This is a genomic window from Phycisphaerae bacterium, from assembly GCA_017999985.1.
Taxonomy (GTDB): domain Bacteria; phylum Planctomycetota; class Phycisphaerae; order UBA1845; family Fen-1342; genus JAGNKU01.
Genome location: JAGNKU010000007.1, coordinates 33,745 through 46,105, shown reverse-complemented (window position 1 = coordinate 46,105; position 12,361 = coordinate 33,745). Strand labels below are relative to the sequence as shown.

The following is a 12,361-nucleotide window of genomic DNA, read 5'->3' as shown; positions in this document are numbered from 1 at the left end:
CTCGCCGGCGCACGCTGCAGCGGACCGGCCCTCAGCGCGGCTCCTCCGCGGTCGCGGCGCCAGCGGCCGGCCCCTGCGCCGGGTCCGCGTCGGCGGCGATCACACTTGGCTGCGTGGCCGGGTGCACCTGGATGCTCCCGGCGCGCAGCCCGTCACGCCAGCGCCGCACCGCGCTCGACCGCGTGCCCACATTGTCGAAATACCGATAGCCGAAGTCCTGGCCGCACAGCCGCCGCAGTGCCAGGATCGCATACATGCGCACCGCGCTGTCCTCGTCCTCGAGCAGATCCACGAGCTTGTGCACGGCGCGCAGATCGCCACTTTCGGCCACCCGCACGATCGCCGCGGCCCGGTCCAGCGGATTGGTGGATCGCAACTGTGCGCGCCGTGCGTCTCCGCGACACCCCAGCGTCCCCAGCGCCGCACCCACGATCCCGATGGCCACCGTCACAAGTAATGTGCATTCCCGTCGGCGCATGGCGGGATTATAAGCGGGCACCGGCCGGGTCAACGCTCGGCGCGCCGAGATCGTTCGCGGTCCCACGAGCTCGCGCTCAACACGAGCCGCAGCCGGAGTGGCCTCTTTACGAAACGGACTCTCCGGGATCGTTCACGACTCAGAATCCGGGGGATCCTGACCGGTCTTCGGATACGAAGCCGATTGTAAATCATTGTAAAAAAACAAGTTAAAAAAAGGTACAAAAACCATTCTATTTGATTTGCATCGCGAACAAATCGGCGTTACATTTTATATGGTATCTAATTGATACCACATCGGCTGCGGACGGGACCGCGGTCGATGGGCCGAAGGCCCGGGTAATCGGCGGTCGCCGGGATTCAGCACCGATCCGGTGGCCGTTCGGATCGTACTGAGGTTGCCGGTAAACCTTCGGGCGCGGCGGCGTGCCAGCGAACGGACTGTGCGGGGCGCGTCGCGGACGAACATTCAGAAACGGATGTGAGTTATGAAGCCAACGATCAGTAAGGCCAAACTCGCGACTCGCGCGACCACGGTCGTTCGCAAGCTCAATCCCACCGCGAAGCTGCCGCCGACCGGCGCCCTGCGGCGATTCTCACTTGACGAGATCGAACACCTGCAGCGGCGGCTGGCCGAACCGGTGGAATGCGTGTACCACCCGAGCTTCCGTCGTGCGACGATGCCGGAGGGCGATTTGCCGGTCGACGATGCGCGGTCAGCCTCCCAGGCCAGCGAGCGCGTGACGAGTTCCGACGCGTCGCCTGGGACCGAAGTCCTGACCGCCGCCGCGGAGCAGCGGCTGTTCCTGCGGTTCAATTACTGCCGCGCGCGCGTCATGCGGGTGCTCACGCGGTATCGCGGGCAGCGTCTGAGTGGCCGGGCCGCGCGCGAGCTGTTGCACTGGGACAGTCTGGCTCAGGAGCTGCGCACGGATATCGTGCGGGCCAACACGTCCCTGGTGCTCGCGATGGCGCGGCGCTCGCGGAACAACGGCGTCGAGCTCGGCGAGCTGGTGAGCGAGGGCAACCTCGCGCTGCTGCGGTGCGTGGACAAGTTTGACGCGAGCCGCGGCTTCAAGTTCAGCACGTACGCCTGTCGGGCGATCCTGGCAAGCTTCTCGCGCGCCGGCGCCAAGGCCGCGCGTCATCGCGCACAGTTCCCGGCGCCCTACGATCCGGCCATGGAACGGAGCGACTATCTCGAAACCCGGCGTGAAGGCATCGAACTTGACTGCGTGGACGAGTTGAAGCGCATTCTCTTCGAGAACTCCGCCGATCTGAGCACCGTCGAGCGGCGCGTGCTGAGCGCCCGATTCTCGCTCGACCAGCCAGCGGTCAGAGCGGGCCAGCGGCGTAAGACGCTCGACCAGGTTGGCGACCTGCTCGGCGTCAGCAAGGAACGCGTCCGGCAGATCCAGAACCAGGCCATGCTGAAACTGCGCGCGGTGCTGGAGGAGCGCCTGCTTGCGGCATCGTGACGAACCTGCGGGCGACCGCCCGTCACAAACCTCCTGCTTGCTCTGTTGATGTGTCCTTTCGGGCACGCGGCGCACGACGTCGCGTGCCCGACTTTCTTGAGTTGCGGGGCGGCAGCAACTGCGTGACCCAAACCACCCGATAATTCCACCGTAGCGGGTGGGTGCGTCGGTTTCGGCGCGTCGCGACTAGAGCGAACTGTTTAAGGCCTTTCCCCAATCGGACGATGGTCTGTCCGGCAGGACCCGGCAGGTCGTCGGACAAGTCCCAGAGCCCAACGTCTCGGTGTCAGTAGTGCGTCGCGCACCTCGTGTGCGCTCGCGGCAGGAGACTCCCATGAAATCGCAGTGGACTGTTGGCAAGAAGTTGATGGCTGCATTCTCGATCGTGGCCGTGATCACGCTCACGCTTGGGGCCGTCGGCTACTACGGGGCCCTGGTCAGTGCCGAATCGATCTACGAGATTGGGACCGTACGGCTGCCCAGTGTGGACAGCATGCTCATCATCAAGGAGGCGTCCACCGCGATCCAGGCCAGCCAGCGCATGCTGCTCTCGACCAGGCTGGACCGCGCGATGCGCCAGCAGCAATACGACAACGTCGCCGAGGCCCGCGAACGCTATGAAGCGGCGTGGAAGATCTACGAACCTTTGCCCCAAACCGCGGAGGAAGCGGCCACCTGGCAGAAATTCGTGCCCGCCTGGCAGGCCTGGCGCGCCGAGAACGACAAGTTCTTTGAACTCTGCAAGGCGCTGGATGAAAACGGCATCCACGACCCAGCGACGCTCTGCGAAGACCTGCAGCGCTTCAGCAGCGACCACTACAAGTTGCGCGAGAGGGTCCAGAGCATGCTCCACTCGCAGGAGTTGTTCGAGGGCGGCGAGGAACACACCGAGTGCGGTTTCGGCAAGTGGCTCGCGGCCTACAAGACCGACAATCCGGCGGTACAGAGCGCGCTCAAGGCGGCGTACGCGCCGCACCAGCGCGTACATGAAGCCTGCCGCCACATCAAGCAACTCATGAAGGAAGGCAACACGGCCGCTGCCACGGAGCACTATTATGCCGAGATGGCCCCGGCCGCCGGGGAGTTCCTGGAGCATTTCCAGCAGATCAACCAGGAAGCTCACGCGGCGGCCACCCTGGCGGCGCAGGCCCATGCACAGTTGCTGGGGCCGTGCCTCAGCACGCAGCGCGAGGCCGACGTGCTGCTCGACAAGATCGTGGACATCAACCGCACCGTAGCCAACGATGCGGCGGCCCAGTCCAAGCGCCAGGCAGCGACCATCAAGACCGCCTCGCTGGCGGCCATGGTCGTCGGCGTGGTTGCCGCGTTGGGCCTCGGCCTGCTCATGACGCGCGGGATCAACCGCACCTTGCTCCGGATTTCCTCGCAGCTCAACGACGGCGCCGACCAGGTCAACGACGCCGCCGCACAGGTTTCGTCCGCGGCGCAGCAGCTCGCCGAGGGCGCCAGCGAGCAGGCCTCTTCGCTCGAAGAGACGTCCAGCGCTCTGGAACAGATGGCCGCGATGACGCGGACCAATGCCGAGAACTCGCGCAAGGCCAACGACCTGGCCAACCAGGCCCGCACCAACGCCGGCCAGGGCGAGCAGACCATGGCCCAGCTCAACACCGCGATGGGCGCCATCAACGAGTCCTCCTCCCAGATCAGCAAGATCATCAAGGTGATCGAGGAGATCGCCTTCCAGACGAACCTCCTGGCGCTCAACGCCGCCGTCGAGGCCGCCCGCGCCGGTGAGCACGGCAAGGGCTTCGCGGTTGTCGCCGAAGAAGTCCGCAACCTGGCCCAACGCTGCGCGGAAGCAGCGCGCAATACCACGAACCTGATCGAGGGCTCCGTCACCCGTGCCAAGGAGGGCACCACGGTGGCCGACACCGCCGGCAAGGTCTTGCAGGCCATCGTCGGCGACGTGACCCAGGTCGCGGACCTGCTCAACGGCATCACGTGTGCCTCGGACGAGCAGGCCCAGGGCGTCGAGCAGATCAACACGGCCGTCTCGCAAATGGACAAGGTCACGCAGCAAAACGCGGCTGGCGCCGAGGAATCCGCCTCAGCCGCCGAGCAGCTCAGCGCCCAGGCGCAAACGGTCAAGAGCATGGTCGGCGAACTGATGGCTTTGGTCGGCGGAAAGGTCGAGCGTCGTCAAGCGCGGGCGCTCCATGCATCGGCGAGCAGCTCGTGCCAGTCCCAGCACGCTCCGCAGCCCCATCGGGTGCCGTCAAGCGTCGACGTGGCCGGCGAGTTCTAATCTGACCCCTCCCTTCACCTGCGCGCCGCCCGGCGTCGGCTGCCTAAGTCGGCGCCGCGCGGCTTCCGCGTTGGCGCGAGCGAGCGTCCCTGGCGCTCAACGCGCTACGCTCAACCGTACCGTTCGGGCAACTCGCCGATCGCGAGCATGCTGCACGCGAGGATCGGCGCCAGCCCCAACCGCCGGGCAGCGTCAAGCAACTCCGGGCTTTCCGCGCCGGGATTGACGAAGAACTCCTGCGGGCACACCGCAGCCACGTCGGGCAGCACCGCGAGGCCCAATTCGGGCGGCAAGTACAGGGACACGCGGTGCAGCGGCACGGGGATATCCGCGAGCGACGCGTGCACCTTTAAGCCCTCGATTTCACCGCCGCGCGGGTTGACGGCGTACACGTCCCAGCCGCATCGCAGGTAGGCGCGCACCGACTTGTTACCAAACTTGCGCCGATCGGCAGACGCACCGACGATCGCGACGGTTCTGCGCATGTCTTGCACCTGGGTGTGCCGCGCAACAATTGCGCGGCGAGCATTCGACATAATAAGTGCCGCCGCTCGATCGACACCACGCCCTCGCCGATCGTTATGATACGTTTGTCGCGCGCCGCAAGTGAGGTCCTGCATTGACGACGCCGAACCCGCCGCACATCCGTTACGCCGCCAGCGAAGCGCAGCTCTACATCGCGTTCGATGGCCATGCGACGCACCGCGCGTCACTGACCGCCGAAGCGCTGTTCGGCGCATTTCTGGCGAGCGCGCCCGCGCAGCCGATCGCGATCTTTGACCTGGACGCCTGCACCTGGGTGGACAGCACGTTTGCCGGCTGGATGATCAAGACGCGCCAGCAGTTGAGTCGTGCCGGCGGCCGGGTGGTCCTGTCGCGCTGCACGCCGACCTGCCGCGGCGCGCTGCAGACGATGGGGCTGTCCCAGTTGTTCGAGTTTCGCGACGTCGGTCTGCCGCCTGGGATGGAGCAGGTGCCTTGTCCGGAGGAAGGTGCGGACCGCGCTACCGTCGAGTTCATGCTGGAGGCCCATCAACGGCTGGCCGACCTGAGTCCCGAGAACCAGCGGGTCTTCGCACGCATCGCTGCGGAGCTGCGTCGTGTGCTGGAGAGCACGAATTCGTAGCACTTCGGCGCGGCGCAGTCAGGTGGACGCCGGGGGCCGTACGTCGGCGGGCGGCTGCGCATAGCGCGGTGATACGGCACAATACGGCCGGCCCAGCCACTTCTTGATCAGGATCACCTCGCCGACGTCATTCCCCTCCAGGCGATGGCCGATGAACTGCGGCACGTAACCCGCGACCAGCAGCACGACCGGCCGCCACCACAGGTCCCACCGCCACTGGCCCAACTGCACCAGCGCCAGCACGCCGCCCGCCACGGCCAGCGGAATCCCGACATAGTGCAGCGCGCGCGAAACGGGATGCTGATGGCGTTGCAGCCAGTTCCGCAGCCAGGCGGGGGTGCGCTCGCTCACGAACCCGATCATAGCCGCCGCCGCCGGGCCGGCAAGAACGGCCCCGCCGTTCAGTAGGCGGCCGGCACGTGCCGATAAACGGTAGCAGGCAGGATGGCCGCGCGCCCGCGGCGCCGCCGCGGCCGACCCGCGAGGTCCATGGGAGCCGATCATGATCTTCACTGTTGATGGTCAGCGCGTGAACGAGTCCTTCACTCCCGAGGACACGCTCCAGACCTCGATCGACCGCGTCCGGGCGAACTACCCCAGTGAGCGGCTGATCGTTTCGGTGTCGATCAATGGCCACCGTCTCAACGACGCGGACCTCGCCGCGCGGCTGGCGCAGCCGCTTGGCGCCGGCGCGCAGGTCGATCTCGAGACGGGCTGCGCCCGGACGCTCGTCACCGATGCGCTCCGCGGCCTGGCGCTGGAGTTCGATCAGGCCGGCGGCCAGCTCGCCGACATCGCCAATCGGCTGAGTGCCGGCCAGGGTGCTGCGGCGGTCCGCGACGTGGGCGCGTTCGTGTCGCTCTGGCAGACATGCTACCGCGCGCTGGCGCAGTGCAGCGGGCTGCTCGGTGACGACCTGACGACCTACCTGTACGAGGGCCGCACGGTCAAGGAGTGGCTGGCGGATCTGATCCTGAAGCTGGATGAGCTGCGCGGCGCGCTGGAAGCCCACGACACCGTCCTCCTGGCCGACCTGCTGCGCTACGAAATGCAGCCGCTGACGCAGACCTGGCAGTCGGTGACGGCCTCGCTGGCCGAGCAGGTGGCGGGGGGCAGCGACGGAACGACGTAGAGAAGGCGCGGGGGGCAAGCGACGAAGCGACATGGACGGTGGTTCGCGAGGGGGCCCGCCGCGGTCGTTCAGACCAGGCCTTGCAGCGTTTGCCGCAGCGTGGCGCGCGCGCGCGACAGCAGGCAGCGCACCGCTTCGACCGAGATGCCGAGCACCGCGGCAATCTCGACGTACGGGCATCCCTCGTACTCGTAGAGCGCCAGCGCGGCCCGCTGATTCGGCGGCAGATGCACCAACGCCTGTGATACGCGCTCCTTCAGCTCGTCCAGCGTGAGCCGATGATCGGGGGGCGGCGCGTGGGGGTCCGAGACGTCGAGCGTCCCAGCCACGGCCTCCGCGGCACGCCGTCGCACGGCCGGCTGCTTCAGGTAGTTCAGGGCGGCGTTCGTCGCGATGCGATACAGCCAGGTGGACGCCTTGGCGGTGGGGCGGTAGTGGTCCGCATGCCGCAGCGCCTGCAGGAACACTTCCTGCGTGAGATCCTCCACCGGGCGCCGATCACGAATCAGACGCGCGATGTACCGCGCGATCCGTTCGTGATTGCGCTGAATCAGCAGCGCCGCTGCGTCGCGACTGCCGGCGGAGACCTCCAGCATCAGGCGCGTGTCCAGGTCCGTGACCGTGATCGCGCTCGCGCGCAACGCCGCCGGCAGGCGCGCAAGCGGGATCAGCGTGGCGGACGGCACGTGAACGCGATGACTGTATGTCCCCGCCATGTTGCACCCATCGACCGGCGCTTCGCGACCCTACGCGCGCTATTCTACAGCGCGGCGCGCGGGGCCACAACCCCGCCGCGTGTGCACCACCCCGCCACAAACGATGCGTCGCGGCGCCCGCTTCCGAGCGCTATCGCTGCACTGCGGATTTTGCCACTATGGGGGAACCACTATCGCACGAGCGCAGGACCATCTCGCGCGCAAGTCAGATGATCCGGCCGCCGCCGCGGTGAACCGTGGACGGACTCCAGCCGTGGGAGCGCATCCGCTGACGCGTGCCGCACGGCACGCGCGGGCCGCAACGACCGTCATACTCGACACTCCGAATACGCCGGTGCAGACTACGTCAGCAGCAGCGGCTCACCGGGTACGAGCCGCGGCGCCTTTTTGAGCTGTTGACGCAAGTCCTCGGCGTCGAGCGCGAACGCGGGACTGATCTCGAGCGGAAGGGCGGGTTCGCCGTCCGGACCGCGCGGCACCTGGACGCCGCAGGACTCGAGCCAGCGCGCCGCCCGGCGGATCAGGTCGCGGCGCGTGGTGGCGGGCGAGTCGACGCCAGCGGCGTTCTTCACCGGGCTGAACTCCTCTTCGCGCTGCGTGAACAGCACGAGTGGATTGCGCGCCAGAGGGATCGCGTCGAACACGAACAACTCGAGCTTGACCGCGTTCGGAATGGCGGGGCTGACCAAACGTCCCTCCGCATCCACCGTCGTGACCTTCTTGTCAGCGCGATGCCAGGGGAGCTGGGCGCTCGCGCCCGGCGTCGTCAGCCGCGCGACGAATTCACGGTCGAGGATGTGGATGGCGATGCTGCCGGCGTCGAAGCGGCGCGTGCCATCGGGCAGTCGGGCGGACATCAGCGCGGCGGGCAGATCGCTGTATTCAATCACGGTGGTGCGGCCGTCGACGCGGCAGAACACGCCGACCCGCTCCTCGTCGTAGGCCTTCGACACGGCCTTGCTCGACATCTCGGAAGCGGTGGTCAGGTGCAGACCGATGAACAGCGGATCGATCGTGCGCACCAGCGGGTTATCGACCTGGTGATAGCTGATGATGTCGATGCCCCGCCGGCGCATGTCGGCCAGCGCGCCACTGTCCGCGAGGGCGCGCAAACTGCCGCCGTGGCCGTCCGGCGCAAGTGCCACGCGATGGGGCTGCGCCAGCGCGATGCGCCCGTCCGGGAGAAACGCGGGCATCTGTCCCTGCTGGAAGAACATGACGTCATCGGGCGCCAGGCCGAAGAAGTCGTGCTGGGCGAAGAACGTGGTGGTTTCCGCGTGGTTGGTCAGGCTGGTCATGATGTACCAGCGCGGGCGATGTCCGTAGCGCCGCTCGGTGCCGAGCAGGGCCTCAGCAAAGATCTGAAACAGGGGGGCGTTGCGCACGGGAGTAATCGGGTACGCACCCTTCGGGCCATCGAACCCCAGCCGTGTGCCCTGGCCGCCGGCGACGGTGAACACCGCCACCCGGCCCGCCCGGATGGCCTCGGCCCCGGCGTCGCGGGCTGCGGCATATAGCTCAACCTGCCGGGGGCCCGGCGTCGCGGGATAGCTCGCCGGCGGCTCGATCTGCGCGGGAAGATGAACGGCAGGGCGGTCGCGAACGTAGGAGTCGATGAGCGGCACGCAACGATCGAAGTCGATGCGGTCCAGATCGTCGAGCAGTTGGGTGCGTTCGGCGGGTGACAGCCGCGGCCAGAAGTCGAGCAAGTGGGACTGGGCGCAGGCGGCGAGTTTTCGGACGTAGGCGGCGTGACGTTCTTCGAGTGACGGCATGGCAACATATCCGTTAGCGGGAAACCGGCGATCGCCCGTCGGGGCACCGAGCGGGAGGGTAAGGTGTCGGCGCGCGCCGGTCAATTCGGGGTTGGGCGGGCCAGGACGCGAAAACGGGCGGCGTGGTCCGCCGTCAGGATCGTTACCGTTCCCGAACAAGTGCCAGTGCCGTGTCGTGCGCGCACGGTCTTGGTAAATTCCAATCGCGGGGTTGACACACGTCAGGTGGACGTTATGCTACATTGTGAAAAGACGGGATCGAATGAGGGTACATTATTCGGTCTTATACACTCATTCATAGCGTAGTTGATCATCGATAGTTGCCCTCGTTCCTAGACGTCTCCCAATTCGTTCCCGCAATGTGAGCGCCTCAGCGTGCCGCGAAGGCTTCTCGGTCGCGCGGAGAGGTTCTGCGGGTTGTCCCCGCGCTTGCATCAACCACATTAAATCACGTGAATTGACCGCGCGTGACCGTTTCCCATGCGGCCACGAGAGTTCCGGCTTGCGTGAAGCCGGACGTCTCAACGCGGAGATCAGCCCACGTGCAGCGTTTGGTACGCGGTGTGCCAGGCACGGCGGGCGAACAGGTAGCAGGCGGAGATCGTGCTCTATTAACTAATTCGTCGAACGAGCCGACGCGCCCGCGAGGTGGGCTGACCAAGCTGAGTGGTTCATGGGACGTTGCAGGAGCTTTCAGATGAGTCGCAAGAAAGGGTTTACACTGATCGAACTGCTGGTTGTGGTGGCGATCATCGCACTGCTGATCTCCATCCTGCTGCCCAGCTTGGCGCGCGCACGCGAGATCACGAAACGGGCCGTGTGCGCCTCCAACCTGCGCGGCATTGGCCAGGGCATGAAGGTCTACTCGAACGACAACTACGACTGGTTCCCGACGTCGCCGTTCAACGACACAACCTCCGGGACGAACACGAACGGCGTGTCCTTCTTTGAGTACATGGGCTTCAACCTGATGAGCCAGCTCACGACCGCGAACTACGACAACGCGCATCCCAGCCGGTCGCTGTTCATGGTCGTCATCGACGGCACGTGCACCGCGAAGCAGTTCATCTGCCCGAGCTCCGGCGACTCGGAAGATGACCTGCGCAACTACGTCGGCAGCCAGTGGCGCGCGGCCCAGCTCGGCCAGGACCGGTACGATTTCCGTGGCTACAACACGTTGAGCTACGGCTATCAGTTGCCGTTCGGCCCGAAGGCCAAGCCGAATGAGAACCTGGACCCCCGCATGGCGCTGTGCGCTGACAAGGGCCCGTACTTCCAGGCCGGGGCGTCCCTCCCCTGGCCGGGCGACGTCAAGGATGGTGCCGGCCCGCTCGGTCTGGGCAACCAGATCACGATCGCGGCCACTGCCGACCTGATCCTCAAGGCCGACATGGAGAAGTTCAAGAATTACAACAGCCGTAACCACGCGATGGAAGGCGAGAACGTGCTCTTCGTCGACGGGCACGTTGACTTCAACAAGCGTCCGATCGTCGGTGTGAACTATGACAACATTTACACGATCCAGAGCAACTACACGCTCCTCGGGTCGCTGAATGGAACCACGCCGTCCGACAACTTCGGACCGTACACCAACACCGACTCGCTGATCGTGCCGTAAGCGCAGCGCGCGTGGCATGAAGTCTTGGCGGGGCGAAGCGGATCGATCCGAGCCGCTTCGCCCCGTCCTTTTGCGCCCTGCCGGGCGCCTGGCACGTGGTCGCGCGGGTTGCCCGCCGCGTGGATAAGTCGTCTGTGGAGTGCCAGTTACGGCCCTGGGAGCGGGGGGCTGGTCGCATCGGTGCTGCCCGCTCCGGCCCGCTTCGCGATGCGTCCGGAATTGCGTTTGTGTTTCGCGCGCGCGCTGGTACGATGCACGTTTCTAGCAACAGCGGGATGTGACAACGGTGACGCAGTGTCTACGGACCCCTTCAGCTTGGACGAAGCTCAGTTGAATCGCGAGATCGCCGACCAGGTGGCCGGGCTCTCGGCCCACGACCTGGAGCGGCAGATGGCGGCCGCGCAGCCGCATACGCCCAGTGCGGACGAAAAGGGCCGCATCCCAGGCCGGGTGCTCAGCATCAACGGCCCGGACGTATTCGTGGACATTGGCAGCAAGGCGGAGGGCGTCCTGCCGCTGGACGAGTTCGAGCCGGACGAGCCGCCGCAGGTCGGGCAGGTGTTGAGCCTGGTCCCGCAGGGCTTTGATCGCGAGTCGGGGCTGATGCGGCTCTCGCTGCGTGAGGCCAAGACGCAGGCCGACCTGGCGTCGTTGCGCGTGGGCGACGTGGTGAAGGGGCGGGTCACCGGCAGCAACATCGGCGGGCTCGAGTTGCGCGTGCACGGGCTGCGCGGCTTCATGCCGATGAGCCAGGTGGACCTGGTCCGCCACGAGGACTTCGCGTCGTTCATGGGCCACTGGCTGGAGTGCGAGGTCACCGAAATCGACCGGCGCGGCAAGAAGGTCGTGCTGAGCCGGCGCCGCGTCCTGGAGCGCGAGCGCGAGGAGGAACGCCGACAGTTACGCTTCCAACTGGCCGAGGGGCAGGTTCGCAAGGGCGTGGTTCGGCGCCTGGCTGATTTCGGCGCGTTTGTCGACCTGGGCGGCATCGACGGGCTGCTGCACGTCAGCGACATGAGTTACAGCCGGGTCAATCACCCGTCGGACGTGCTGAAGGAAGGCGACGAGATCGAGGTCAAGATCCTGAAGGTCGATCTGGTCAAGGACCGCATCTCGCTGGGGATGAAGCAGCTCGCGACCGATCCCTGGTCGCTGGTCGAGGGCCAGTATCGCGCCGGCGACACGGTGGAAGGCCGCGTGACGAAGCTGATGGATTTCGGCGCGTTCGTCGAGCTGGCTCCCGGCGTCGAGGGCCTGATTCCGATCAGCGAACTGAGCTGGACGCAGCGCGTCCACCACGCCAAGGACGTCTTGAACGTCGGGGACCTGGTGCGCGTGGCCGTGCTGGCCGTCAGCGCGGAGAAACGCAAGATCAGCCTGAGCCTGAAGGCCTTGAGCTCGGATCCGTGGAACGGCGTAACGGAGCGGTACGCGCCGGAAGCCGTGGTCAGCGGCGCGGTTACACGCCTGACGGAGTTCGGCGCGTTCGTCCAGCTCGAAGAGGGCATCGAGGGGCTGCTGCACATCTCGCAGCTCTCCGACCAGCGCGTGCGCAGCGTCAAGGATGTCGTGGACGTCGGGCAGGTCATCAAGGTGCGCGTGCTCAGCGTGGATCCGGCACAGCGCCGCATCTCGCTGTCGCTGAAGGGCACGGGCGGGGAGGCGCCGGCTGAAAGCGAAGCGGCCGCGCCCGAAACCGCACCGCCGCCGAAGAAGAAGGAACGCAAGAAGCCGTTGCGGGGTGGCCTCTCCTGGTGATCCGGCTCCGGACCG

General features: G+C 66.5%; 11 protein-coding genes. 6 read left to right on the top strand and 5 right to left on the bottom strand.

The window, feature by feature from the left end; genetic code table 11:
* Positions 1 to 31: 31 nt before the first annotated feature.
* Positions 32 to 478, bottom strand: a complete 447-nt coding sequence (locus KA383_10730) for a HEAT repeat domain-containing protein (GenBank protein MBP7746599.1) — start codon at positions 476 to 478, stop codon at positions 32 to 34.
* Between the two features lie 679 nt (positions 479 to 1,157).
* On the opposite strand from KA383_10730, the gene KA383_10725 reads away from it, so the two are divergent.
* A complete protein-coding gene (locus KA383_10725) occupies positions 1,158 to 1,955 on the top strand; it encodes a sigma-70 family RNA polymerase sigma factor (protein ID MBP7746598.1) in 798 nt (265 codons plus the stop codon).
* A gap of 334 nt (positions 1,956 to 2,289) precedes the next feature.
* A complete protein-coding gene (locus KA383_10720; GenBank protein ID MBP7746597.1) occupies positions 2,290 to 4,221 on the top strand; it encodes an MCP four helix bundle domain-containing protein in 1,932 nt (643 codons plus the stop codon).
* Positions 4,222 to 4,331: 110 nt separating this feature from the next.
* Here the strand turns inward: KA383_10720 and KA383_10715 are convergent, their stop codons facing one another.
* A complete protein-coding gene (locus KA383_10715) occupies positions 4,332 to 4,706 on the bottom strand; it encodes a CoA-binding protein (GenBank protein MBP7746596.1) in 375 nt (124 codons plus the stop codon).
* A gap of 134 nt (positions 4,707 to 4,840) precedes the next feature.
* Here KA383_10715 and KA383_10710 point away from each other — a divergent pair, with 134 nt between their 5' ends.
* Positions 4,841 to 5,347, top strand: coding sequence for an STAS domain-containing protein (locus tag KA383_10710; protein ID MBP7746595.1), 507 nt, complete (start codon positions 4,841 to 4,843; stop codon positions 5,345 to 5,347).
* Between the two features lie 18 nt (positions 5,348 to 5,365).
* On the opposite strand, the gene KA383_10705 is transcribed toward KA383_10710, so the two are convergent.
* Complete coding sequence (locus KA383_10705; GenBank protein ID MBP7746594.1) at positions 5,366 to 5,698, bottom strand: DUF962 domain-containing protein; 333 nt, start codon at positions 5,696 to 5,698, stop codon at positions 5,366 to 5,368.
* A 151-nt stretch (positions 5,699 to 5,849) separates the two neighbouring features.
* On the opposite strand from KA383_10705, the gene KA383_10700 reads away from it, so the two are divergent.
* Positions 5,850 to 6,479 (top strand): hypothetical protein, encoded by a 630-nt coding sequence (locus KA383_10700; protein ID MBP7746593.1) that lies wholly within the window; start codon positions 5,850 to 5,852, stop codon positions 6,477 to 6,479.
* Between the two features lie 68 nt (positions 6,480 to 6,547).
* Here KA383_10700 and KA383_10695 read toward each other — a convergent pair whose 3' ends face one another.
* A complete protein-coding gene (locus KA383_10695; protein ID MBP7746592.1) occupies positions 6,548 to 7,195 on the bottom strand; it encodes an RNA polymerase sigma factor in 648 nt (215 codons plus the stop codon).
* 341 nt (positions 7,196 to 7,536) lie between these two features.
* Positions 7,537 to 8,970: a UDPGP type 1 family protein gene (locus tag KA383_10690; protein ID MBP7746591.1), complete on the bottom strand. Its 1,434-nt coding sequence runs from the start codon at positions 8,968 to 8,970 to the stop codon at positions 7,537 to 7,539.
* A gap of 673 nt (positions 8,971 to 9,643) precedes the next feature.
* Between KA383_10690 and KA383_10685 the strand changes: the two genes are divergently transcribed.
* Both KA383_10685 and KA383_10680 read left to right on the top strand, forming a co-directional pair.
* A complete protein-coding gene (locus tag KA383_10685) occupies positions 9,644 to 10,588 on the top strand; it encodes a prepilin-type N-terminal cleavage/methylation domain-containing protein (GenBank protein MBP7746590.1) in 945 nt (314 codons plus the stop codon).
* A gap of 294 nt (positions 10,589 to 10,882) precedes the next feature.
* Positions 10,883 to 12,346 (top strand): S1 RNA-binding domain-containing protein, encoded by a 1,464-nt coding sequence (locus tag KA383_10680; GenBank protein ID MBP7746589.1) that lies wholly within the window; start codon positions 10,883 to 10,885, stop codon positions 12,344 to 12,346.
* Positions 12,347 to 12,361 lie beyond the last annotated feature (15 nt).